Source organism: Blastococcus sp. CCUG 61487, from assembly GCF_005222955.1.
GTDB lineage: Bacteria > Actinomycetota > Actinomycetes > Mycobacteriales > Geodermatophilaceae > Blastococcus.
The window spans coordinates 1-23,086 of sequence record NZ_LWUA01000002.1; the positions used below are offsets into that span (position 1 = coordinate 1).

The 23,086-nt window shown below is 71.3% G+C and carries 21 protein-coding genes; 16 read left to right on the top strand and 5 right to left on the bottom strand.

The genetic code is table 11. The annotated features are described in order from the left end of the window. Nucleotides 1–296: 296 nt before the first annotated feature. From A6V29_RS00030 to A6V29_RS00040, 3 genes are all read left to right on the top strand, one after another. Entirely contained in the window at nt 297–1,943 is a 1,647-nt protein-coding gene (locus A6V29_RS00030) for a site-specific DNA-methyltransferase (protein ID WP_212718866.1), read from the top strand. Between the two features lie 11 nt (nt 1,944–1,954). Then, the gene (locus A6V29_RS00035; RefSeq protein ID WP_170977620.1) at nt 1,955–4,456 is read left to right on the top strand and encodes a DEAD/DEAH box helicase; all 2,502 of its coding nucleotides are present in this window, start codon (nt 1,955–1,957) and stop codon (nt 4,454–4,456) included. 64 nt (nt 4,457–4,520) lie between these two features. Further along, a complete protein-coding gene (locus tag A6V29_RS00040) occupies nt 4,521–6,431 on the top strand; it encodes an AAA family ATPase (RefSeq protein ID WP_137158371.1) in 1,911 nt (636 codons plus the stop codon). Nucleotides 6,432–6,738: 307 nt separating this feature from the next. Here the strand turns inward: A6V29_RS00040 and A6V29_RS00045 are convergent, their stop codons facing one another. Then, entirely contained in the window at nt 6,739–7,260 is a 522-nt protein-coding gene (locus A6V29_RS00045) for a murein hydrolase activator EnvC family protein (RefSeq protein WP_137158372.1), read from the bottom strand. A gap of 302 nt (nt 7,261–7,562) precedes the next feature. Between A6V29_RS00045 and rpsB the strand changes: the two genes are divergently transcribed. From rpsB to A6V29_RS00070, 5 genes are all read left to right on the top strand, one after another. Next, a complete protein-coding gene (gene rpsB / locus A6V29_RS00050; RefSeq protein WP_137158373.1) occupies nt 7,563–8,510 on the top strand; it encodes a 30S ribosomal protein S2 in 948 nt (315 codons plus the stop codon). A 90-nt stretch (nt 8,511–8,600) separates the two neighbouring features. After that, entirely contained in the window at nt 8,601–9,416 is an 816-nt protein-coding gene (gene tsf / locus A6V29_RS00055) for a translation elongation factor Ts (protein WP_137158374.1), read from the top strand. A 115-nt stretch (nt 9,417–9,531) separates the two neighbouring features. Next, nucleotides 9,532–10,302: a UMP kinase gene (gene pyrH / locus A6V29_RS00060; RefSeq protein WP_249932886.1), complete on the top strand. Its 771-nt coding sequence runs from the start codon at nt 9,532–9,534 to the stop codon at nt 10,300–10,302. Between the two features lie 76 nt (nt 10,303–10,378). Next, complete coding sequence (frr, locus tag A6V29_RS00065; protein ID WP_137158375.1) at nt 10,379–10,936, top strand: ribosome recycling factor; 558 nt, start codon at nt 10,379–10,381, stop codon at nt 10,934–10,936. Between the two features lie 20 nt (nt 10,937–10,956). Further along, complete coding sequence (locus tag A6V29_RS00070; RefSeq protein WP_137158376.1) at nt 10,957–12,030, top strand: phosphatidate cytidylyltransferase; 1,074 nt, start codon at nt 10,957–10,959, stop codon at nt 12,028–12,030. Here the strand turns inward: A6V29_RS00070 and A6V29_RS00075 are convergent. Continuing rightward, nucleotides 12,027–13,121 carry a GNAT family N-acetyltransferase gene (locus A6V29_RS00075; protein ID WP_137158377.1) on the bottom strand — a complete coding sequence of 365 codons (1,095 nt, stop codon included), beginning with the start codon at nt 13,119–13,121 and terminating at the stop codon, nt 12,027–12,029. The genes A6V29_RS00070 and A6V29_RS00075 overlap by 4 nt on opposite strands. Before the next feature lie 17 nt (nt 13,122–13,138). Here A6V29_RS00075 and A6V29_RS00080 point away from each other — a divergent pair, with 17 nt between their 5' ends. Beyond that, on the top strand, nt 13,139–14,125 hold the full coding sequence (locus A6V29_RS00080) for a DUF2332 domain-containing protein (RefSeq protein WP_137158378.1): 987 nt from the start codon (nt 13,139–13,141) through the stop codon (nt 14,123–14,125). Further along, the gene (locus tag A6V29_RS00085; protein ID WP_212718869.1) at nt 14,122–14,763 is read left to right on the top strand and encodes a TrmH family RNA methyltransferase; all 642 of its coding nucleotides are present in this window, start codon (nt 14,122–14,124) and stop codon (nt 14,761–14,763) included. Before A6V29_RS00080 ends, A6V29_RS00085 begins: the two co-directional genes overlap by 4 nt. Here A6V29_RS00085 and A6V29_RS00090 read toward each other — a convergent pair. Both A6V29_RS00090 and A6V29_RS00095 read right to left on the bottom strand, forming a co-directional pair. Further along, nucleotides 14,760–15,626: an alpha/beta fold hydrolase gene (locus A6V29_RS00090; protein ID WP_249932888.1), complete on the bottom strand. Its 867-nt coding sequence runs from the start codon at nt 15,624–15,626 to the stop codon at nt 14,760–14,762. The genes A6V29_RS00085 and A6V29_RS00090 overlap by 4 nt on opposite strands. A 30-nt stretch (nt 15,627–15,656) precedes the next feature. Further along, nucleotides 15,657–16,424: a polyphosphate kinase 2 family protein gene (locus tag A6V29_RS00095; RefSeq protein WP_137158379.1), complete on the bottom strand. Its 768-nt coding sequence runs from the start codon at nt 16,422–16,424 to the stop codon at nt 15,657–15,659. A 97-nt stretch (nt 16,425–16,521) separates the two neighbouring features. Here A6V29_RS00095 and rlmN point away from each other — a divergent pair, with 97 nt between their 5' ends. Together rlmN and A6V29_RS00105 are read left to right on the top strand one after the other, a co-directional pair. Continuing rightward, a complete protein-coding gene (rlmN, locus tag A6V29_RS00100; RefSeq protein ID WP_137158380.1) occupies nt 16,522–17,700 on the top strand; it encodes a dual-specificity RNA methyltransferase RlmN in 1,179 nt (392 codons plus the stop codon). After that, on the top strand, nt 17,697–18,413 hold the full coding sequence (locus A6V29_RS00105; RefSeq protein ID WP_137158381.1) for a VIT1/CCC1 transporter family protein: 717 nt from the start codon (nt 17,697–17,699) through the stop codon (nt 18,411–18,413). Before rlmN ends, A6V29_RS00105 begins: the two co-directional genes overlap by 4 nt. Nucleotides 18,414–18,473: 60 nt before the next feature. Here A6V29_RS00105 and A6V29_RS00110 read toward each other — a convergent pair whose 3' ends face one another. After that, complete coding sequence (locus tag A6V29_RS00110) at nt 18,474–18,800, bottom strand: DUF2631 domain-containing protein (RefSeq protein ID WP_137158382.1); 327 nt, start codon at nt 18,798–18,800, stop codon at nt 18,474–18,476. Nucleotides 18,801–18,886: 86 nt separating this feature from the next. Between A6V29_RS00110 and dxr the strand changes: the two genes are divergently transcribed. The 4 genes from dxr to A6V29_RS00130 all read left to right on the top strand — a co-directional run. Beyond that, entirely contained in the window at nt 18,887–20,083 is a 1,197-nt protein-coding gene (gene dxr / locus A6V29_RS00115) for a 1-deoxy-D-xylulose-5-phosphate reductoisomerase (RefSeq protein ID WP_137158383.1), read from the top strand. A 46-nt stretch (nt 20,084–20,129) separates the two neighbouring features. Next, a complete protein-coding gene (locus A6V29_RS00120; RefSeq protein ID WP_283956328.1) occupies nt 20,130–21,437 on the top strand; it encodes a M50 family metallopeptidase in 1,308 nt (435 codons plus the stop codon). A gap of 64 nt (nt 21,438–21,501) precedes the next feature. After that, on the top strand, nt 21,502–22,662 hold the full coding sequence (gene ispG, locus A6V29_RS00125; RefSeq protein WP_137158384.1) for a flavodoxin-dependent (E)-4-hydroxy-3-methylbut-2-enyl-diphosphate synthase: 1,161 nt from the start codon (nt 21,502–21,504) through the stop codon (nt 22,660–22,662). A gap of 19 nt (nt 22,663–22,681) precedes the next feature. Continuing rightward, nucleotides 22,682–23,086: DUF4081 domain-containing protein (locus tag A6V29_RS00130; RefSeq protein WP_137158385.1), on the top strand; the 405-nt coding region annotated here is incomplete at its 3' end.

Sequence of the window (23,086 nt, forward strand, 5' to 3'; positions counted from 1 at the left end):
CCACCCCGCGGGACGTCACCGCCGTGCTGACTCTGCGCAACCGAGGCTGGGTGCTCAGATCCGCATCGATCGAGCCACAGCCCGCTTAGGGCTCGGCGCAGCGCCCTGGGCTGCTATGACCACGCCCGCCGTCGCTGGGCGAACGCAGCGGCGAGTTGTCGGAGGCGGAAGGTATGAAGAGGCACAGGAACGGTCGGGGACCGCCGATACACCTCTACAGGGCGCCCCAACCGGAGCCCCGGTGATCGAAGGGATGGCTCCACAGTGCAGCAGGCCACGGCGGACGCGAGGCTCGCGTGACCACGATCCGCAACCGGCGTCTCAAGGGCCAACTCGAACTGACCTGGACCAACAAGGATCAGCGGCTGCTCTCGCACGGCGAGGACACCTACGAGTGGACGACGCCGGATGACCACCGCGTGAGCGAGGTCCGGCTGCTGCATGACGTCGCCACGGTCGGGGAGACCCACAAGGACGCGCTACGCGCCAAGGACAACCTGCTCATCCGCGGAGACGCCCTCCACGCCTTGACTTGCCTCAAGGAGTTGCCGGAGTTCGCGGCCGAGTATCGGGGCAAGGTGCGGCTGGCCTACATCGATCCGCCGTTCAACACCGGCCAAATGTTCGAGCACTACAACGACGCTGTCGAGCACAGCGTCTGGCTTACGCAGATGCGGGACCGGCTCACACAGATTCAGGAACTGCTCGCTGACAATGGCAGTCTCTGGCTGCATCTGGACGACTCAGAGATGGCCTATTGCCGCGTTATTCTCGATGAGGTCTTCGGCCGCCAGAACTACGTCGGAACGGTCGTTTGGGAGACCGACGCGGGTCGTCGCAACGACACCGACATCAGCACCGTGCAGGACTACATCCTGGTCGTCGCCAAGGACAAGAACATCTGGCGCAAGCAACGGAACCTGCTGCCGCGCACGCCCGAGCAGGAGAAGCGCTACCGCAACCCCGACAACGACCCGCGCGGACCTTGGCTTCAGGGCGCGGACAGCACGGCTCGCTCCGGCTCGGAAGCACTTCGGTACGAGGTCACGCTGCCGTCTGGCCGGACGGTGGTGCCACCGAAGGGCGTCTACTGGCGGTTCTCCCGCGAGAACTTCGACCGTGCCCTGGCTGAGGACCGCGTGTACTTCGGCAAGGACGGCAACGGCATGCCGATCGTGAAGCGCTACCTGTCCGAGGTGCAAGGCGGGGTCGTTCCTCGCTCCCTGTGGCTCGCCTCCGAAGTGGGCAGCAACATGACCGCCAAGCGCGACCACCTGCGCAAGATGTTCCCCGACCTGCCCGCGTTCGCCACGCCCAAGCCCGAGGGCCTGTTGGAGCGCGTCATCCACATCGCCACCGACCCCGGTGACATCGTCCTGGACTGCTTCGCCGGATCCGGAACCACCGCCGCGGTTGCCCACAAGATGGGCAGGCGATGGGTGACCTCGGAGTTGAGCGCAACGAACCTGGCTAACTACACGCGTCCTCGCCTGGAGAAGGTCGTCAACAACGAGGACCCGCGCGGCATCACCGCCTCCATCGGATGGCAGGGCGGTGGCGGCTTCCGCGTCATGGAGATCGGATCGTCCATGTTCGAGACCGACGAGGACGGCGGCATCCTCCTCGCCGAGTGGGCCACCAACGGTGCCTTCGCCGAGGCCGTCTGCGCCCAGTTGGGCTACGAGCGCCTCGGCGCGGAGAGCCGCCCGTTCAGCGGACGGAAGGGCCGCATGCGGCTGGCCGTAGTCGACGGGGTCGCCGGAGACGCCGAGGTTGACTTCCTCGTCTCCCACCTCGCCGACGGCGAGCGCCTCACCCTGGTGGCGAAGGCCGCGACCGAAGACGCCCAGGACCGGCTCAGGACCCTGTCACCGGGCAGTCGCCTGCGCACCGCACCGCGAGACCTGCTCCGCGTGCGCTCTCACGGGAAGGCCGCCCGATGACCCTCCTCCCCATGGACACAGACCTCATCGAAGAGGTCGCAGCGCGACTCCAGTTGCGCGCCCCCAACAAGGCCGCCCTCGAAGCCGTCGCCCGACGCCTGGATGAAGCCGACGAACCGCTCGACGGCGTCTGCGACCTGGCTACCGGCGTCGGCAAGACCTACATCGCGGCAGCCCTCGTGGACTACCTGTACGAGTCCGGGGTCCGGAACATCCTGATCGTCACCCCAGGGACAACTGTCTTCGGGAAGACCGTCAACAACTTCACCCCCGGCCACCCCAAGTACGTGAACGGGCTGGAGTCGAACCCGCTCGTGATCACGAGCGAGGACTTCGACCGTGGCGCGGTCGCACACGCCCTGGCTGACGACACCCGCCTCAAAGTGTTCGTCTTCAACGTCCAGCAGTTGATCAAGCCCACGCAGAACACCTCCCGCAAGGTCCGCGAGCACGACGAGAACCTCGGCGGCAGCCTCTACGAGCACCTCCAGCAGGTGTCAGACCTCGTGGTGATCGCCGACGAGCACCACGTCTACTTCGGCAAGAACGCCAAGGCGTTCACCGCCGCGGTCAAGGACCTCAAGCCGCTCGCGCTCATCGGGCTCACGGCCACCCCGTCGGAGAACACCACCGACCAGCAGATCATCTACAACTACCCGCTTGCCGCGGCCATCGCTGACGGGTTCGTGAAGATCCCGGTCCTGGTGGCCCGCAAGGACGGCCAGGTGACGCTGCGCCGCCAGTTGGCCGACGGACTACTGCTGCTGGAACGCAAGCGCGAGGCTCTCGTCGCGTACTGCGCTAAGCAGGACTGCGCCCCTGTCAACCCGGTCATGTTCGTCGTCTGCGAGAGCATCGATGACGCCAACGAAGTCGCCTCCGAACTGCGTGGACCGGACATGTTCGGCTCCGACGAAGCCGTGCTCGTCGTCACCAGCGAATCCCCCGACGAGTCCCTCGCCGCACTCGACAAGGTCGAAGACCCCGCCAGCCCGGTCCGGGCCATCGTCAGCGTGCAGATGCTTAAGGAAGGCTGGGACGTCAAGAACATCTATGTCATCTGCGCCCTCCGCGCGCTGGAGTCCCAGGCGCTGTCCGAGCAGATCCTCGGCCGGGGCCTGCGCCTGCCGTTCGGGTCCCGTACCGGCGTTCCGATGCTCGACAGCGTCGAGGTTCTGTCGCACCGGCGGTTTCACGATCTCCTCACCAATGCCCGCGCGCTGCTGGAAGCGACGTTCAAGGAGCGCGCCGAGAAGGTCGTCGCTGAAACCTCCACCGGCCAGGTCAGCGGCACTGCCAGCATCACCGGCGGCGAGAACCTTGCCCTGCCGAGCGATGGCCCGGCCGCCGATCAGGTGACCCGTGTCGATGGGATCGTGGGCACCGGCCAGTTGACGATCGCAGGCGTCGGCACCGCAGGTGCCAGCGCCGCCGATAGCGAGGGCAGCGTCGGGCTCGTCTTCCAGGAGTTCGAGGACCGCGCGCAAGAGGCCGAGGCCGCCGTGTTGCTCTTGCAGCAGGACATGAGCCCGCGCTCCGACGCGCCCCGGATCCTCTTCCCGCGGCTGGACAAGCAGATCCAGCCGCAGCCGTTCACCCTCTCCGACGTCGCCGATGACGACGCCCGCCTCCGCGGGCTGAACTACCGGTCGGAGATCGCCAGCCCGCTCGACCGGGTCGGGCTCGTCGCCGAGCGACGCGACGACGACACGATCGACATCACCCCGCGCAAGCAGGCCGAAGACATCGCCGCCAGCCAGGAGATGCTGCCGGTCGTCGACCTCATCACCGAGATGACCGGCAAGGTCCTGGGCAGCGGCCTGGTCATTCCTGAGACGAAGGAGAAGAACGCCGTCCGGCGCCTCATCCGGGCGTTCCTTGCCGGAGCCGGAGTCGATGATCCCGAGACGGCTGAGTGGTCACAGCGCCGAGTCCAGGCGGCGACCGACGCGTTTCTCCATCTGGTCCGGGAGAAGCACAAGAACCGGCCCAGCGGCATCGTCGAGAAGATCGAGCCGATCGGCTACCCGCCCAGCACCCTGCCGTCGATCACCGAGACCCTCGACCGGTACACCGTCCAGAACGCGGCCACCTTCGTCCCCGGCAAGCCCTACACCGGCTGGACCAAGAGCATCCTGCCCGCAGCAGCCTTCGACGCCTACAGCACCGAGTACCGGCTTGCCGATCTCCTCGACTCAGCCCCCGAGATCACCTGGTGGGTCCGCGTCCTGCCCAACTACGGCGCCTACCTGACCTACGGCGCCAACCAGCGCTACATCCCGGACTTCATCGCCATCGACACAGACGGCGTCCACTGGCTCATCGAAGGCAAGGCTGACGTCCGCGCCAACGACAAGGACGTCCTCGCAAAGCGAGAAGCCGCCGAACGCTGGGTCCGGCACGTCAACGACAGCGGCGAAGTCGAAGCCGAATGGCGATACCTGTTCGCCACCGAGACCAACGTCAAGCACGCCGCTGGATCCTGGGTCGGACTCAAGCAGGTATCCGGATGACGGACGAGTCCTCAGTGCCGCCAGTTACGGTGCACACCCGCCGTGGCGCAACCGTGGAGGGCAGATGCGTCTGACTAAGGTCCACATCAGGGGCTACAAGCGCCTCGCAGACGCGTCCTGCAACCTCGATGGGCGGCTAATCGCACTCCTCGGACCGAACGAGGCTGGCAAGAGCAGCGTTCTGGAAGCCCTCGCCTGGCTCTCCGAGGAGGACTCAGAGGAACTACCGGGCCCCAGCCGGAGCCGCAGCATTTCCCAGCACAGCGCCGCCATGCCCGTCGTCTACACCCGCTTCGCGCTGGAAGACGACGATCATTCCGCGTTGAGCGACCTTGACACCGATGACAAGCCCTACGCCTTCATCTTTCAGAAGATGCTGGACGGTTCCTGGCAGACAAACGTGGAGCCGACGTTAAACAGGTCGCGAGGGCCACTGGACAAGGCGCTTGCGGCCCTCGACCGGTTCGACACCCGTTTTCAATCGCTGATTCGAGAGCAGGATGACGTCCAGGGCTGGATTGACGCTGTGCGTGCGTGCCTCCAAGAGGCTGAAGACGACCATCGCGGCTCCTGTGGCGAGGAACTGAAGTCGCTGCGTGAGTGGTGCCACGAGCGCACGGCTGATGACGCAACGTCAGCCAAGACGGGCGACGCCATCGCTCGGTTCGCGACCGTCCTTGACGACCTCAGCGCTCGACTCGACGCGGATCCGCCGCACCTCCTAGCCCGCAAGCGCCTGCGCGCGCGAGTGCCAGAGTTCCTGCTGTTTGAGGAGCGCGACCGCGTCCTCCAAACGGAGTACAACCTCGCGGACGTCAACCTTCACAATCACACCCCGCCTGCACTCGTGAACCTGTTGTCCCTCGGCGAGACCAGCGTGCCCATCCTGCGAAGGGTGCAGAAGACGGGAGACACGACGCGGATCAAGACCCACCTGAAGGAGGTCAATCAACGACTGGCGGAGCGCCTGAAACCCACTTGGCGGCAAGCCAAGTTGACTGTGGCCCTTGCAATCAATGGCGACCTGCTCGAAGTGCTCATCGACGAGGAGGGCGGGGACACCACCGCCATCCATGAGAGAAGCGACGGCCTCAAGACCTTCATCGCGCTGGTCTGCTTTCTCGCTCGCCATCACAGCGACATCCCGCCCGTGCTGATGCTCGACGAGGCCGAGACCCACCTGCACTATGACGCCCAGGCGGACTTGATCGACGTCCTGCTGCATAACGTCCGGACGAGCAAGGTGATCTACACCACTCACTCGCCCGGATGTCTGCCGCCGGACCTGGGGACAGGGATCCGGCTCGTCGCGCCAATCCCAGGTCGCGCCGCCAGCGTCCTCCGCAACGACTTCTGGGCGAGTAATGAACCGGGCTTCAGTCCGCTCTTGTTCGCAATGGGAGCCGGAGCCGCAGCGTTCTCGGTGTGCCGACGCGCTGTCCTGGCCGAAGGCCCATCCGACATGATCTTGCTGCCTACCTTGATTCGCATCGCCACCAACGCAACCGACGTCGGCTATCAGGTCGCGCCCGGACTGTCTTCAGCACCAATCAGCGACCTCACTAATGAAGCCGTCGCCGCCAGAGTCGTCTATCTCGTGGACGGTGACCAGCCGGGCAGCGAGTACCAGGCGAATCTGGTAGCCGCAGGCGTGGACAGGAAGCGCATCTTCGCCTTGCCGAGCGGCAGCGCCGTCGAAGACCTCATCACGCCCGAGTGCTTTGTCAGTGTCGTCGCAGCCCTTATGACGGACACCGGATACGTTGGCCCTGCCGTCACGACCGAGGCGCTCGACGGCCCCGGCCCCATCGCCAGCCGACTCGCCGAGTGGTGCAAGAGCAACGGGGCACCGCTGATTGGCAAGCCCGCCGTCGCAAGTCGCCTCGTTCAGCGTCCGTCGGAGATCACGCTTACGGCCGACGGTAAGAAGGCGCTGAAGGTGCTCCACAAGGCAATCACCAAGGCCCTGGCCTAAGCGAGTTCGATAGACCAGGTCTTCCGCGCTAGCCTCACTGACGACTCTCCGCCCTAGCCGAGCGACCCCTCCCAGCGTTTCGCGTCACCACCTATCGTGCGGTCCCCAGGGGTCGACCGTCGTAATGGCGTGCGGTCCTGCTCAACAAAAGTGTCCACCATTGCTGCTCAACTAAAGTGTCCAGATTTGCGGATACTGCTCAACTATGGTGTCCAGGGGATGAGCAGAGGTCTGTCCAAACCGCAGGTCGGTGACCGAAGTGCTGCTCAACTATCGTGTCTGGTCACATGACCGAGGCCCGGCGCGGTCACGGCCCGCGCAGCGGCAGCAGCCGGACCCGTACGGCGAGGAGCTGCAACGGGTCGAGGTAGTCCTCCCCGCGCCGCACGCCCCAGTGCAGGCAGGCGGAGACCGGGCATCCCGCGTGCCCCGCGGCCAGCGTGCCGATCGGTGCACCCCGCGTCACCCGCTGCCCCGCCGCGACCGACGGTGCGACGGGCTCGTACGTCGTCCGCAGGCCGCCGGCGTGCTCGACGCTGACCACGGGCCGCCCGGCCACCATGCCGGCGAACACCACGACGCCGTCGCCCGCCGCCAGGACCGCGGCCCCGGGTGCGCCGCCGAGGTCCACGCCCCGGTGGCCGGGACCGTAGGGGTGCGCCGGGGGCTGGAAGGACCGCGTCACGGCCAGCTCCCCGCCCAGCGGCGCGGTCCAGCTCGCGGCGGGCACCGGCGAGGCGCCGGCCGGGCGCGGCTCCGCCGTCGACGAGCCGGGCGCCAGGACCGCCAGCGTCAGCGCGGCCAGGACGACGGAGACCGCGGCACGCATGGGCCGATCCTGGGCGCTGGACCCCGCGGCGGTACGGGCCGGCCGGCGGGTGTGGACAGCGCCGGCCGGCGGGGGATGGGGCCCCGGCGGTCGCGTATGCTGTCCGATGCGGCTCGTCTGACGAGTCGACTTCGCGTGTCCTCCTCCCGCCGATCGGCGGGGCAGCTGCCACCCCGGTCCCGGCCTCGACGGCCGGGGGAGTGGTGCCGCAGGACACCAGGGCGGGTGCCACCCGGTACCTGCGACAACCGGATCATGCGTCGCGGCCCCGTGGGTCGCGCGCGAGAAGCAGAGAGGCTGCAATGGCAGTCGTCGGCATGAAGCAGCTGCTCGACAGCGGCGTCCACTTCGGGCACCAGACCCGTCGCTGGAACCCCAAGATGAAGCGATTCATCTTCACCGAGCGCAACGGCATCTACATCATCGACCTCCAGCAGACGCTGGGGTACATCGACGAGGCGTACGAGTTCGTCAAGCAGACCGTCGCCCACGGCGGGACGATCCTGTTCGTCGGCACCAAGCGCCAGGCGCAGGAAGTCGTGGCCGAGCAGGCCACCCGCGTGGGCATGCCCTACGTCAACCAGCGGTGGCTGGGCGGCATGCTGACCAACTTCCAGACCGTGCACAAGCGTCTCCAGCGCCTCAAGGAGATCGAGGACATGGAGCAGACCGGCGTGCTGGTCAGCCTGTCCAAGAAGGAGCAGCTGCTCCTCAGCCGCGAGAAGGCGAAGCTGGACCGCTCCCTCGGCGGCATCCGCGACATGCAGAAGGTGCCCAGCGCCGTCTGGATCGTGGACACCAAGAAGGAGCACATCGCCGTCGGCGAGGCGCGCAAGCTCAACATCCCGGTCGTCGCGATCCTGGACACCAACTGCGACCCCGACGAGGTCGACTACAAGATCCCGGGCAACGACGACGCGATCCGCAGCATCACCGTGCTGACCCGCGTGATCGCCGACGCCGTCGCCGAGGGCCTCATGGCCCGCTCCGCCGCGCAGGCGAACGCCGGCCGCGAGGACGGCGCGGAGCCGGTCATCGGTGGCGACCAGCCGCTGGCCGACTGGGAGCGCGAGCTGCTGACCGGTGGTGACGCCGCGGCCGCCCCGGCCGCCGACGACGCCACCGCCACCCCGCTGCCGGAGACCCCGGCCGAGGCCCCGACGGTCACCGCCGAGGAGGTCGCGCCCGTCGAGGGCGTGCCCGCCACGGGGAGCACCGAGACCGGCACCCAGGGCGCCCAGAACGGTTGATGCGCACGGCGCCGTCCCCTTCCACCGGGGACGGCGCCGCCGCACGCCCGCACCTAGCCAGCACCACCCCACAGATCAGAGGGAAGAGACATGGCTGACTTCACCGCGGCCGACGTCAAGCGTCTCCGCGACGCCACCGGCGCCGGCATGATGGACTGCAAGAAGGCGCTCACCGAGGCCGACGGCGACTACGAGAAGGCCGTCGAGATCCTGCGGGTCAAGGGCGCCAAGGACGTCGGCAAGCGTCTCGAGCGCTCGACGACCAACGGCATCGTCGTCAGCAAGGACGGCGCCCTGCTCGAGCTCGACTGCGAGACGGACTTCGTCGCCAAGAACGCCGACTTCATCGCCCTCGCCGAGCGGCTGCTCGACATCGGCCTGGAGAAGAAGGCGGCCGACGCCGAGGCACTGCTGGGTGCCGACGTCGACGGCCAGACCGTCGCCGCGCTGGTCGAGGGCGAGTCCGCCCGCATCGGCGAGAAGCTGGTGCTGAGCCGGTTCGCCATCTTCGAGGGCACCACGGCCACGTACCTGCACAAGCGCGCCACCGACCTGCCCCCGGCGATCGGTGTCGTCGTGCAGTACAGCGGCGGCAGCGAGGAGGCGGCCCGCAGCCTGGCGATGCACATCGCCGCCGCGCGCCCCCGCTTCCTCACCCGCGAGGAGGTGCCGGCCGAGACCGTCGAGACCGAGCGCCGCGTCGCCGAGCAGACCGCCAAGGAGGAGGGCAAGCCCGAGCAGGCGATCGCCAAGATCGTCGAGGGTCGGGTCAACGCCTTCTACAAGGACTTCGTCTTGCTCGAGCAGCCGTCGATCACCGACCCCAAGCGCACGGTCAAGCAGATCGTCGACGAGGCCGGTCTGACCGTGGAGCGCTTCGCGCGCTTCGAGGTCGGCCAGGCCTGAAGCACCACCGCACACGCACCGTGACGAGCGGCCCCGTTCCCCGACCGAGGGAACGGGGCCGTTCGCGTCTACGGCAGGATCATCGGCGAACCGACGACGAACGAGGGACGACGCCTTGACCGACACCACCGCCCCCTTGTCAGCTCCCAGCGCCTTCGAGCCGGCCGACGGCCACGGCTACAAGCGGGTGCTGCTCAAGCTCTCCGGTGAGGCCTTCGGCGGGGGCAGCGTGGGCCTGGACTCCGGCATCGTCCACAGCATCGCCCAGCAGCTCGCCGACGTCGTGCACGGCGGCACCCAGGTCGCCGTCGTCGTCGGCGGGGGCAACTTCTTCCGCGGCGCGGAGCTGGCCCAGGCCGGCATGGACCGCCGGCACGCCGACTACATGGGCATGCTCGGCACGGTCATGAACGCGCTGGCCCTGCAGGCGTTCTGCGAGCAGGTGGGGCTGGAGACGCGGGTGCAGACGGCGATCACCATGGGCCAGGTCGCCGAGCCGTACATCCCCCGCAAGGCGGTGCGCCACCTGGAGAAGGGCCGGCTGGTCATCTTCGGCGCCGGCGCCGGCATGCCCTACTTCTCCACCGACACCGTGGCCGCCCAGCGGGCCCTGGAGATCGGCTGCCAGGTGCTGCTCATGGCCAAGAACGGCGTCGACGGCGTCTACGACGACGACCCGCGCACCAACCCCGCGGCCACCATGTACCGCGACCTGGACTACGCCACGGTCCTCGGCGACGAGCTCAAGGTCGCCGACGCGACGGCGATCAGCCTGTCCATGGAGAACCGGATGCCGATCGTGGTGTTCAACCTCCTCGAGAACGGCAACATCGCGCGAGCCGTCGCAGGTGAGAGGATCGGCACGCTGATCAGCACGCCCGCCTGAGCGCGCGCGCCGATCGCAGCCGGAGCACAGTGAGGACGGCGGCCCGACGTGGTGCCGCCGCAGGAGGGACGGACCCGTGATCGACGACACCCTGCTCGACGCCGAGGAGCGGATGGACAAGGCCCTGTCGGTCGCCCGGGAGGACCTCGGCTCGGTGCGCACCGGACGGGCCGCCCCGTCCATGTTCGCCAAGATCATGGTCGACTACTACGGCGCCTACACCCCGGTGCCGCAGATGGCGTCGATCACCGTGCCCGAGGCCCGGATGGCCGTGATCAAGCCCTACGACATGAGCCAGCTCTCGGCGATCGAGAAGGCCATCCGCGACAGCGACCTCGGCGTCAACCCGACCAACGACGGCCAGATCCTGCGCGTGGTCTTCCCCCAGCTCACCGAGGAGCGCCGCCGCGACCTGGTCAAGCAGGCCCGCGCGAAGGGCGAGGACGCCAAGATCGCCATCCGCAACATCCGCCGCCGCGCCAAGGACGAGCTCGACCGCATCGCCAAGGACGGCGAGGCCGGCGAGGACGAGGTGCGCCGCGCCGAGAAGGAGCTCGACAACCTCACCGAGCAGCACGTCGCACACGTCGACGAGGCGATGAAGAACAAGGAGACCGAGCTGCTCGAGGTCTGACCTCCGCCGCCGCCGAGCCCATGAGCCGCCCATCCGCCGACCGACCCGGGTCCCTGTACCAGGGCGCCCCGTCCTTCCCGCGCGCCGCTTCCCACGGCGGCGGACGGTCCGACGGCGACACCGGGCCGGTCTCCCGCGCCCGCTCGGTGCCGCCCCTGCCCGTCCCTGCCGTCGTCCCCGACGAGACCGTGGAGGCCCCGCTCGTCTCGACCGGCGCCGCCCCGGAGGACACCGGAGCGGCCCAGGACGATCTCCCGACGACGGAGCAGCCGGTGGCACCGCACGGCCGCGCCGGCCGCGACCTGAAGGCCGCGATCGGGGTCGGCCTGGGCCTGGCGGCGCTGATCATCGGCTCGCTGGTGTTCTGGCGCGGGGCCTTCGTCGGCCTGGTGATCGCCGCGATCCTCGTGGGGGTCGTCGAGCTCACCCGCGCTCTGCAGGCAGGCTCGTTCCGCGCGCCCGCGGTGCCGCTCGTGGTCGGGGCCGCCGCCATGCTGGTGCTGGCCTGGAGCCGCGGCCCCACCGGCCTGGTCACCGGCTTCCTGGCGACCGCCCTCGCGGTCCTGGTCTGGCGGCTGGCCGACGGCCCCGTCGGCTACCTGCGCGATGCCGCCGCGGGTGTCTTCGTGGCGCTCTACGTCCCGCTGCTCGCCGGGTTCGCCGTCCTGCTGGTCGTCCCCGACGACGGCGTGGCCCGGGTGCTCACCTTCATCGCGGTGGTCGTGTGCAGCGACGTCGGCGGATACGTCGCCGGCGTGCTCTTCGGCAAGCACCCGATGGCGCCGTCGATCAGCCCCAAGAAGTCGTGGGAGGGCATGGCGGGATCGGTGTTCGCCTGCGTGCTGGCCGGCGTCGCGCTGTTCACCCTCACCTTCCACGCGTCCTGGTGGGGCGGGGTGATCTTCGGGGTCGCCCTGGCGATCTCGGGGACCATCGGCGATCTCGCCGAGTCGCTGATCAAGCGCGACCTCGGCATCAAGGACATGGGCAACCTGCTGCCCGGCCACGGCGGGCTGATGGACCGGCTGGACTCGCTGCTGCCGTCCGCTGCCGTCGCCTACCTGCTGCTCTCGCTCTTCGCCCCCGTCTCCTAGCCCCGGCTCACCGACCAGGTGCGGCCCACCTCGGTGAAGCCCCGGCGGGCGTACCAGTCCCGCGGCCAGTCGTGCGCTCTCGCCTCCAGCACCACCAGGTCGCACCCTGCTCCGGCAGCGAGCTCGAGGGCCCGGGCGAGCAGCGCGTCGGCGTGCCCCCTGCCGCGGTGCGCCGGATCGGTCAGGACTGAGTCGACCGCGGCGGTGGCACCGTCCACGCGCAGCTGGGCCGCCGCGACGACCCGGCCGCCGTCCCGCACCACGAGATCGGTCACCGCGACGACGAGGTCGTCGAGCCGCTCGCGGGCGACGAGCTGACGGACGGCGGTGTCGAGCCGGTCCCCGAGCGAGGTCACATCGCGCCGCCACGAGGCCGCCCAGAGCTCGTGCACCTCGTCCTGAGGCACGACCTCCACGCGGTCGTGCGCCAGCGCCGCGGCCCCTGCCGGGGATCGGGCCATGAGGACGAGCTCCTCGACGTCCCAGCCCGCGCGGCCCAGTTCCGAAGCGACGGCGCCGCCCCCGGGCCAGGCCAGCAGGGCGGCGCGATGCGGCCAGCCGGCGTTGCCGCCGACCTCCTCCGCTGCCCGCTCCACGGTGGCCGCGTCGACCGGCGAGGTGAGCAGCAGCCGGTTGTGGTCGTAGGAGTACGGGACGTCCGGGTCGAGCACCGCGACCCCGCCCGGCACGTCGCCCACGCCGACCGCCCGGCGGACCGGCAGCCAGGTGACGGACGCCAGCGCCCTGCCGTACGCGTCGCCGGGCGAGGGCAGCGGCGGCAGGGGATCGCGGTACGGGACCACGGCGACGACGGCGCTGGCCGGCAACGGGCCGTACAGGTGCGGGAAGCGCATGCCCGGCGGGTCGTCGGGACGACCGGGCTCGAACCGGACCGGGTCGGCCAGCCACTCCGGATCGACCACCAGCAGCAGCAGGTCGCGGCGGCCGGGGAAGAGCGCCCGCGCGGGCAGGTGGACCTGATCCGGGGTCGACAGGTGCACGAACCCCGCAGACTCCAGGGAGGCGGGACGCACCGCACCGCTCCGGAGGGCGGCCCGCCACGCGGCAGGCTCGACGAGATGGAGGAGCACCCTGCGATCCTGCCCGCGTGACCAGCGACGAGCAGGACCGGATAGCGCGCGGCTACCTCGCGTTCGTGGTGGAGGCCGCGCCGACCTCGCCGCTGTACGCGCGGCTGGCGGAGGAGGTGGCCCGCTCCGACGACGTGCTCGCCTTCCTCGCCGGGCTCCCGGTGGGGAAGCGGCAGCCGAACCTGCTGTTCGCGGCGGTGCAGTTCCTGCACGGGGCCCCGGAGGACGGCGACCAGCTGCGCTCCCTCGTGGCCGACGACGCCGAGCGGCTCCGCGCCACCATGCTCGGCCGCGCCACCCAGACCAACGAGCCGGCCCGCTGCGGTGCGCTGCTGCCGGTGCTCGGCCTCCTGGAAGGTCCGCTGGCGCTGATCGAGGTCGGCAGCTCGGCCGGCCTGTGCCTCTACCCGGACCGGTACGGCTACTCGTACGACGGCGTGGCCGTGGGACCGTCCGACGGCCTGCGGATCGACGTCGCGACCTCCGGCGGAGTGCCCGTACCGAGCGAGGTGCCCACGGTGGTCGCCCGCATCGGCATCGACCTCAACCCGCTGGACCCCTCCGACCCCGACGACCGCGCCTGGCTGCGCGCACTGGTCTGGCCCGGGCCGCACGCCGAGGCCAGACTCCAGCGGCTGGACGCCGCAGCGCGAGTGGCCGCCCGCGAGCCCGCCACCGCGCTCACCGGTGATCTGCTGACCCGCCTGCCCGACGCGCTGGCGCTCGTGCCGCCCGGCTGCACCCCCGTCGTCCTCCACACCGCCGTCCTGCCCTACCTGCCGAGCGACGCGCGCGAGGCCTTCGTCGAGCAGGTGCGCGGCCTCCCGGTGCGGTGGATCGCGCAGGAGGGCCCGGGCGTGGTCCCGGGCACCGGCGAGCGGGCGCCGAGCGGCTGGGGCCCGTACTTCGTCGTCTCCCTCGACGGCCGGCCGGTGGCCCGGTCGGCTCCGCACGGTGGGTGGCTCGAGTGGCTGTCGGGGCCGCTGGCAGCATCCGCGGGGTGACCGACCACGAGCCAGGCGGACCCACCGACTGGGGGACGAGCATCGGCGTCGGCCCGTGGGAGGGGCCCTGGCCGGAGGACCCGCGCTACGACCCGGAGCTCCTGGCCCACGGCGACCGGCGCAACGTCGTCGACCGCTACCGCTACTGGACCGTCGAGGCGATCGTCGCCGACCTCGACCGGCGACGGCACCCGTTCTCGGTGGCGATCGAGAACTTCGGCCACGACCTGAACATCGGCACGGTGGTGCGGACCGCCAACGCGTTCCTCGCCGAGGAGGTGCACGTCGTCGGCCGGCGCCGGTGGAACCGGCGGGGCGCGATGGTCACCGACCGCTACCAGCACCTGCGCCACCACCCCGACGTCGCCACCCTGCTCGCCCACGCCGCGGCCCGGCAGCTCCCGGTGGTCGCCGTGGACAACCACCCGGGCGCCGTCCCGCTGGAGACCGCCGACCTGCCGCGCCGCTGCCTGCTGCTGTTCGGCCAGGAAGGGCCCGGCCTCACCGAGGAGGCGCGCGCCGGCGCCGACCTCACCGTCTCCATCGCCCAGTTCGGCTCCACCAGGTCGATCAACGTCGGCGTGGCCGCCGGCATCGCGATGCACGCGTGGATCCGGCAGCACGCCGGCCCTGCCTAGCCCGCGAGGACCCCGCGCAGCCGCTCGGCGAACGCCTCGGGCTGGCCGGCGTAGCCGTGCTCGCCGCCCATGAAGCCGCCGTGATGGCTCGGGAAGACGGTCAGCTCCTGTCCCAGGAGCTCGGCGGTGGCCGCCGCCGTCCGCCAGGTGAGCGTGTTCTGCGACTCGACGCCCGCCGCGATCACCACCCGCGTGGGTGCGGAGCGCAGCGCCTCGACGTCCGGGCGGTAGGCGGTGACCGCGTTCGAGACGCCCGAGAGCAAGGGGTCGGTGCGGGAGCCGTCGTCCTCGGTGGGCAGCCCGAGCGCGGCCGGGTCGGGGGCGGCCATCTCCTCGGGGAGCTCGCCCTGCCAGGAGGTGAGCGCGATGAACGCGGCCATGCCCGCGCCCCAGCCGCGCTCGGCGTAGACGCGCTGCACCTGGCGCTCCGCGGCGAACGCCCGCTCCGCGTCGGGCAGGACCGGCAGCAGGGGAGGCTCGTGCCCGACCAGCGTGCGCACGTCGTCCGGGTGCGCGGTCACCCAGGCCAGTCCGGTCACCGCGCCACCGCTGCTGGCGAGCACGTCGACCGGGCCGGCGCCGAGTGCCTCGACGAGCAGGTGCAGGTCGGCGGCCTGCCGCTCGGGGTCGTTGTCCGTGCGGCCGTCCGAGCGGGTGCTGCGGCCCAGCCCGCGGGGGTCGTAGGTGACGACGGTCCGGTCGGGGAAGAGCCCGGCGAGCGCGCTGAAACCGCCGACGTCCATCGGCTGGGCGATCATCAGCAGGGGCGGCTGCCCGTCCGCAGGGGGAAGCGGGCCGCGGACGTCGTAGGCGAGGGCGGCGCCCGGCACCTGCAGCGTGTGCGTCGACATGGCGGTGGTCATGCGACCACCGACCGCTCGACCGCCGGGAACTCATCGGTGGAGGTAGGGCTCCGGGTCGACGCCGCGGGCCCGGAGCGCGTCCTCCACCGCCGCGCACACCGTGCGGACGACGTCGACGCGGGCCCAGCGCTTGTCGTCGCCGGCGACCACGTGCCAGGGGGCCGCCGGGTGGTCGGTGCGCTCGAGCATCTCCTCGACCGCTGCCTCGTACTCGGGGCGCTTCGCGCGGTTGCGCCAGTCCTCCTCGGTGAGCTTCCAGGACTTGTGCGGATCGGTCCGGCGGCGTTCGAACCGGCGCAGTTGCTCCTCGGCGGAGACGTGCATCCAGAACTTCACCAGGACGGCGCCCTCGGCGGCCAGCGTCGTCTCGAGGTCGACGATCTCGTCGTACGCCCGCCGCCAGGCCTCCTCCGAGGCGAAGCCCTCGACCCGCTCCACGAGCACGCGGCCGTACCAGGTGCGGTCGAGCACGGCCATCCCGCCCCAGCCGGGCAGCACCGGCCAGAACCGCCACAGGAAGTGGTGCCGCTTCTCGTCCTCGGAGGGGGCGCCGAACTGCGCCACCCGCACGTGCCGCAGGTCCAGCTCGCTCACCAGGCGCTTGATCGCCCCGCCCTTGCCGGAGGCGTCCCACCCCTCGAAGAGCACGCACAGCGGCGGGCCGAGCTCCCCGGACCCGAGCTGGCCGCCGAGCAGCAGGCGCAGGTGGACCAGCCGGTCCTGGGCGTCGGCCAGCAGGCGCTTGCCCTCCCGGTCGTCCAGACGCAGGGACAGATCCACCTCGGCGAGCCGGCTCATGAGCAGACCCTGCCAGGTCGCCGGTCTGCCCACCTTCGGTGAGTTCGGTCTCCACCGTCCCCGGGGGAGGCGGCCGGGTGGGACGATGGTGCCCGTCATGTCTGCCCTGCCCCTCGTCTTCGACGCCCCCCGCCGCGGCAAGCCGCCGCGGCACCTCGCCGACCTCACCCGCGACGAGGCCCGCGCGGCGGTCGCCGAGCTGGGCCAGCCGCCGTTCCGCGCCGACCAGCTGGCGCGGCACTACTACGGCGGGGTGACCGACCCGGCGCAGATGACCGACCTCCCCGCAGCCGCACGCGAGGCCCTCGTCGGGGAGCTGCTGCCCGGGCTGCTCACCCCGGTCCGGCACCAGGAGGCCGACGGCGGACGCACCCGCAAGACGCTCTGGCGGCTGCACGACGGCGCGCTGGTCGAGAGCGTGCTCATGCGCTATCCCGGCCGCGCCACCGTGTGCATCTCCAGCCAGGCCGGCTGCGGCATGGCCTGCCCGTTCTGCGCGACCGGCCAGCAGGGGCTCACCCGCAACCTGTCCGCGGCCGAGATCATCGGCCAGGCCGTGGCGGCGGCTGCCGCCATGGCCAACGGCGAGGTGGCCGGCGGGCCCGGCCGGTTGTCCAACGTCGTCTTCATGGGCATGGGGGAGCCGCTGGCCAACTACCCCCGCGTGCGGAAGACCCTCGACGCGCTGCTCACCCCCGCGCCGCACGGGCTCGGGCTCGGGCAGCGGTCGGTCACCGTGTCGACGGTCGGCCTGGCGCCCGCGATCCGCCGGCTGACCGACGAAGGACTCAACGTCACCCTCGCGGTCAGCCTGCACGCGCCGGACGACGAGCTGCGCGACACCCTCGTGCCGATCAACACCCGGTGGAAGGTCGCCGAGGTCATCGACGCCGCCGACGCCTACGCCCGTCGCACCGGCCGCCGGTACTCGGTCGAGTACGCGCTGATCCGTGACGTCAACGACCAGCCCTTCCGGGCCGACCTGCTCGGCAGGCTGCTGGCCGGCAAGCTCGCGCACGTCAACCTCATCCCGCTCAACCCCACGCCGGGCAGCAAGTGGGACGCCAGCCCCCTGCCCGCGCAGCGGGAGTTCGTGGCGCGGCTGCGCGCCGCCGGGGTGCCGACGACGGTGCGCGACACGCGTGGCCAGGACATCGACGGCGCCTGCGGCCAGCTCGCGGCGGCCGACCAGGTGGACGGCGTGCCCAGCGTCGCCGTCGCCCCGACGCCGTCGATGGAGCCCACCGTGGAACTCGGCGCCGAGGGCGACGAGTGAGCGCTCCGGGGCCCGCGGCCGAGGCGCACGAGCACTCGCACGCCGACGTGTCGGGGGGCTGGCTGCGTGCAGCCACCTTCGGCGCGATGGACGGCCTGGTCACCAACACCGCGCTCGTCGCCGGGGTCGGCGGCGGAGGCGCCGCGCCCCGCGCGATCGTCCTGGCCGGGGTCGCGAGCCTCGTGGCCGGCGCGATCTCCATGGCGCTGGGGGAGTACACCTCGGTCAAGACGCAGAACGAGCAGCTCGACCTGGAGGTCGAGAAGGAGCGCCTGGAACTCACGCGCAACCCTGCCGGCGAGCTCGCCGAGCTCGTCGACATGCTGCGGTCGCGCGGGGTGGAGGACGCGCTGGCGCGGGAGGTGGCCGCTCAGCTGTCCCGGGATCCGGAGACGGCGCTGCGACTGCACGTGGTGGCCGAGCTCGGGTTGAACCCCGATGACAAGCCGTCTCCCACGGTCGCGGCGGTCTCTTCCTTCTTCACCTTCGCGGTCGGGGCCGTCGTCCCTCTGGTGCCGTACTTCTTCGGCGTCTCGCTGCTCGGCGTGGCTCTGCTCTGCGGCGGGATCGGCCTGTTCGTCGCCGGTGCGGTGTCCTCGCGCTTCACCCCGCGCCCGTGGTGGTTCGCCGGCCTGCGCCAGCTGCTGTTCGGCGCGGCCGCGGCCGGCGTCACCTACCTCGTCGGCGCGGCCATCGGCGTCGCGGTCACCTGATGGAACGGCCCCCTGTCGGGCTCCGTCGCGGGCGGGCTGCGGGGGACAGGGGGCCCGTCGTCAGCGGCTGCGCCAGGCGTTCTTCCGCCGGAAGATGTCCCACACCAGGATGATCACCATGATCCCGGCGAAGCCGATCACCCAGAGGTCCTCGACCCGGCCCTCGTGGTTGCCGATCAGGAACGACAGCGTGATCAGCACGGCGATCCAGGCACCGATGCGGCCCTTGCGGCCGGTCTCGGCGTGCCAGCCCCAGTCCTCGGGCTCCTCGTGCTGGACCGGGTGCGCGCCGGCGCGGACCACGGCCTCCTCGCGTCCGGGCTGGTTGACCCGCTCGGTCACGGAGCTGTCCTGCGCGATCCGGCCGTGGGTGGTTGAGTCGCTCACGCCCGCATTCTGACAGCTCCCTCCTCCCGACACCCGACGAGGTCGCCCCCGCCCGGCGTGCCGCGCCGGTCGGCAAGGATGCACCCGTGACGACGCAGCGCGAGGTGACGGTCCTCGGGTCCACCGGTTCGATCGGCCGGCAGGCGATCGCGGTGGCCCAGCAGAACCCCGACCGGGTGCGCATCACCGGGCTGGCGGCCGGGGGGAACGACGTCGGACTGCTGGCGGAGCAGGCGCTCGCGCTCGAAGTGCGCACCGTGGCCGTCGCCCGCGCCACCGCCGCGCAGGACCTGCAGCTGGCCTTCTACGGCGCCGCCTCCAAGCGGGGGTGGTCGCGCGGGGAGTACGCCCTCCCGGAGATCCTCGCCGGGCCGCGGGCCGCCGAGGAGCTCGCCGCCCGGCCCGCCGACGTCGTCCTCAACGGGATCACGGGCTCGATCGGGCTGGGCCCCACCCTGGCGGCCCTCCGCGCCGGGCGGACCGTCGCCCTGGCCAACAAGGAGTCGCTGGTCGCCGGTGGCGACCTCGTCAAGGCGGCCGCTGCACCGGGCCAGCTCGTGCCGGTCGACTCCGAGCACTCGGCGCTGGCCCAGTGCCTGCGGGCCGGGCGCCCGAGCGAGGTGGCCCGCCTCGTGCTCACCGCCAGCGGCGGCCCCTTCCGCGGCCGCTCCGCCGCCGACCTCGCGGACGTGACCGTCGAGCAGGCGCTGGCCCACCCCACCTGGGACATGGGTCCGGTGGTCACCATCAACTCCGCGACCCTGGTGAACAAGGGCCTCGAGCTCATCGAGGCCCACCTGCTGTTCGACGTCCCCTACGCCGACATCGACGTGGTGGTGCACCCGCAGTCGATCGTCCACTCGATGGTCACCTTCGCCGACGGGGCGACGATCGCGCAGGCCAGCCCGCCGGACATGCGCCTGCCCATCGCCCTCGGGCTCGCCTGGCCCGACCGGCTGCCCGACGTGCAGCCCGCGCTGGACTGGACCGAGGCCAGCACCTGGGAGTTCCTCCCGCTCGACGACGACGCGTTCCCGGCGGTGCGGCTGGCCCGTGCGGCGGGGGAGGCCGGTGGCGTGGCCCCGGCGATCTTCAACGCGGCCAACGAGGAGGCCGTCGCGGCCTTCACGGCGGGTCGGCTGTCGTTCCCAGGGATCGTCCAGCTCGTCGCGCGTACTCTCGACGAGGCGCCGGACCTCGGCGTCCCCACGCGCGTCGACGAGGTCCTGGCGGCGGAGAAGTGGGCCCGGGAGCACGCCCGGGGAGTCATCGCCGGAGGCTGAGCTGAGCGGGTTCCTGCTGACGGTCCTCGGGATCGTCGCCTTCGCGCTGGGCCTGCTGTTCAGCATCGGGTTCCACGAGTTCGGGCACTTCTTCTGGGCCCGGAAGTTCGGCATGCGCGTGCCGCAGTTCTTCGTCGGGTTCGGGCCGACCGTCTTCTCCCGGCGGTACGGGGAGACCGAGTTCGGCATCAAGGGCATCCCGCTGGGCGGGTACATCCGCATCGTCGGCATGATCCCGCCGGCCGAGGAGGGCGAGAGCACGCGCGCCACCCGGATGCGCAGCTTCATCGCCGAGGTCCGCGGCGCCGCGCTCGACGACGTGCTGCCCACCGACGGCGACCGGGTCTTCTACAAGAAGCCCTGGTGGCAGCGGGTCGTCGTGATGTTCGCCGGGCCGTTCCACAACCTGGTGCTGGCCGTCCTGTTCTTCACCATCGTGCTCACCGCCTTCGGCATCCCGCAGGCGACGACGGCGATCAGCGCCGTCCCGGAGTGCGTGCTGCCCGCCACCTCCCAGGAACGGACCTGCGCGGAGGACGCGCCGCCCTCGCCGGCCGCCGCGGCCGGCATCCGGGCCGGCGACACGATCGTCGCGATCGACGGCCGTCCGGTGTCCCCGGTCCCCGACGCCGGTCAGGACGACGAGGACACCGGCTGGGGCCAGGTGCAGAGCGTCATCCGGGAGAGCATCGGCACCCCCGTCGCGCTCACCGTGGAGCGCGAGGTGGACGGGGCCACCCGGCGGGTCGACCTCACCGTCACCCCCATCGCCAACGAGATCCGCGTCGACTCCGACGGCGACGGCGAGGCCGACGGCACCGAGACGGTCGGCTACGTCGGCGTGCAGGCCGCGCAGACCTACGTGCAGCAGCCGGTCTCCGCGGTGCCGGGGTTCATCGGCGACTACACGGTGCGGGCCGTCGACCGGCTGGCCGAGATCCCGCAACGGGTGCCCGCCTTGTTCGGCGCGGCGTTCCTCGGCGAGGAGCGCGACCCGCAGGGCCCGATCGGCGTCGTCGGCGTCGGCCGGATCTCCGGTGAGGTCTTCTCCATCGACAGGTTCACCTCGACGGAGAAGATCAGCCTGTTCTTCCAGCTGCTGGCCGGGATGAACCTGGTGCTCTTCCTGTTCAACCTGCTGCCGATCTACCCGCTGGACGGCGGGCACATCGCCGGTGCGCTCTACGAGAAGGCGCGCGCCACGGTGGCGCGGCTGCGCGGCCGGCCCGACCCCGGGCCGTTCGACATCGCGCGGCTGATGCCCGTGGCCTACGTCGTCGCCGGGCTGTTCCTGGTGCTGTCGGCGCTGCTGCTCGTCGCCGACGTCGTCAACCCGATCACCCTCGCCGGATAGCGGCCCGGCGCAGGTCACAGCGCGGTCGACCGCACGTCGGCACGGACGGGGGATACTGGGCGGCATGGCGATCCCCGTCGGCCTCGGCATGCCGGCTGCACCCCCGCCCGTCCTCGCTCCGCGGCGGAAGACCCGCCAGCTCGACGTGGGCGGGGTCGGCGTCGGCAGCGACCACCCGGTGAGCGTCCAGTCGATGACGACGACGAAGACCGCCGACATCAACGCGACGCTGCAGCAGATCGCGGAGCTGACCGCGTCCGGCTGCCAGATCGTGCGGGTGGCCGTCCCCGACACCGACGACGCCGAGGCGCTGCCGATCATCGCGAAGAAGTCGCAGATCCCGGTCATCGCCGACATCCACTTCCAGCCGCGCTACGTGTTCGCCGCCATCGACGCCGGGTGCGCCGCGGTCCGGGTGAACCCCGGCAACATCAAGAAGTTCGACGACAAGGTCGGCGAGATCGCCAAGGCGGCCAAGGGCGCCGGCATCCCGATCCGCATCGGCGTCAACGCCGGATCCCTCGACAAGCGGCTGCTCGCCAAGTACGGCAAGGCCACGCCCGAGGCGCTGGTCGAGTCGGCGCTGTGGGAGTGCTCGCTGTTCGAGGAGCACGACTTCCGCGACATCAAGATCTCGGTCAAGCACAACGACCCGGTGGTCATGGTGCGCGCCTACGAGCTGCTCGCCGCGCAGTGCGACTACCCGCTGCACCTCGGCGTCACCGAGGCCGGCCCCGCCTTCCAGGGCACGATCAAGTCCGCCGTCGCCTTCGGGGCGCTGCTCTCCCAGGGCATCGGCGACACGATCCGCGTCTCGCTCTCCGCGCCGCCCGCGGAGGAGGTCAAGGTCGGCAACCAGATCCTGGAGTCGCTGAACCTCCGCCAGCGCGGCCTCGAGATCGTCAGCTGTCCCTCGTGCGGGCGCGCGCAGGTCGACGTCTACAAGCTTGCCGACGAGGTCACCGCCGGCCTCGAGGGCATGGAGGTGCCGCTGCGGGTCGCGGTCATGGGCTGCGTCGTGAACGGTCCCGGCGAGGCCCGCGAGGCCGACCTCGGGGTGGCCTCCGGCAACGGCAAGGGCCAGATCTTCGTCAAGGGCCAGGTCATCAAGACCGTGCCCGAGTCGCAGATCGTGGAGACGCTCATCGAGGAGGCGATGCGGATCGCCGCCGAGCAGGTCGACGCGGGAGAGCCCTCCGGGCCGCCCGTGGTCACCGTCAGCTGACCGGCCCTCCCGCTCCGCCGTGCTGCGCGCCCCGACCGCCCGCGTCCTCGACGAGAGCGACGAGGCCGCCGTCCACCGCCTGCTGGCCACCGATCCGGTGGCGTCCTGCGTCGTCGCCGGCCGGGTGGAGGCGGTGGGCACCGGGGCGTCCGCCGTCGGGGCGCCGCTGTGGGGGTTCGGCACCGGGCGGTCGCTCGACGCCGTCTGCCTCGCCGGCGCGAACCTGATCCCTGTCGCCGTCCCGGGTGCCGAACGGGCGGCGGCCGCCGCCTTCGCCGAGCGGGCCCGTCGCGCCGGGCGCCGGTGCAGCACGATCGTCGGGCCGGCCGCGACCGTCGCGCCGCTCTGGGAGCTCCTGGCCCCGTACTGGGGCCCGCCGCGCGACCACCGTCCCCGCCAGCCGCTGCTGGCCATCGACGGCCCG

Excerpts from the sequence above, each read along its gene's own strand:
- A6V29_RS00035 (WP_170977620.1), top strand. The coding sequence starts at position 1,955 with ATGGACACAGACCTCATCGAAGAGGTCGCAGCGCGACTCCAGTTGCGC.
- A6V29_RS00040 (WP_137158371.1), top strand. The coding sequence starts at position 4,521 with ATGCGTCTGACTAAGGTCCACATCAGGGGCTACAAGCGCCTCGCAGAC.
- A6V29_RS00045 (WP_137158372.1), bottom strand. The coding sequence starts at position 7,260 with ATGCGTGCCGCGGTCTCCGTCGTCCTGGCCGCGCTGACGCTGGCGGTC.
- rpsB (WP_137158373.1), top strand. The coding sequence starts at position 7,563 with ATGGCAGTCGTCGGCATGAAGCAGCTGCTCGACAGCGGCGTCCACTTC.
- tsf (WP_137158374.1), top strand. The coding sequence starts at position 8,601 with ATGGCTGACTTCACCGCGGCCGACGTCAAGCGTCTCCGCGACGCCACC.
- A6V29_RS00070 (WP_137158376.1), top strand. The coding sequence starts at position 10,957 with ATGAGCCGCCCATCCGCCGACCGACCCGGGTCCCTGTACCAGGGCGCC.
- A6V29_RS00090 (WP_249932888.1), bottom strand. The coding sequence starts at position 15,626 with ATGACCACCGCCATGTCGACGCACACGCTGCAGGTGCCGGGCGCCGCC.
- A6V29_RS00095 (WP_137158379.1), bottom strand. The coding sequence starts at position 16,424 with ATGAGCCGGCTCGCCGAGGTGGATCTGTCCCTGCGTCTGGACGACCGG.
- rlmN (WP_137158380.1), top strand. The coding sequence starts at position 16,522 with ATGTCTGCCCTGCCCCTCGTCTTCGACGCCCCCCGCCGCGGCAAGCCG.
- ispG (WP_137158384.1), top strand. The coding sequence starts at position 21,502 with ATGGCGATCCCCGTCGGCCTCGGCATGCCGGCTGCACCCCCGCCCGTC.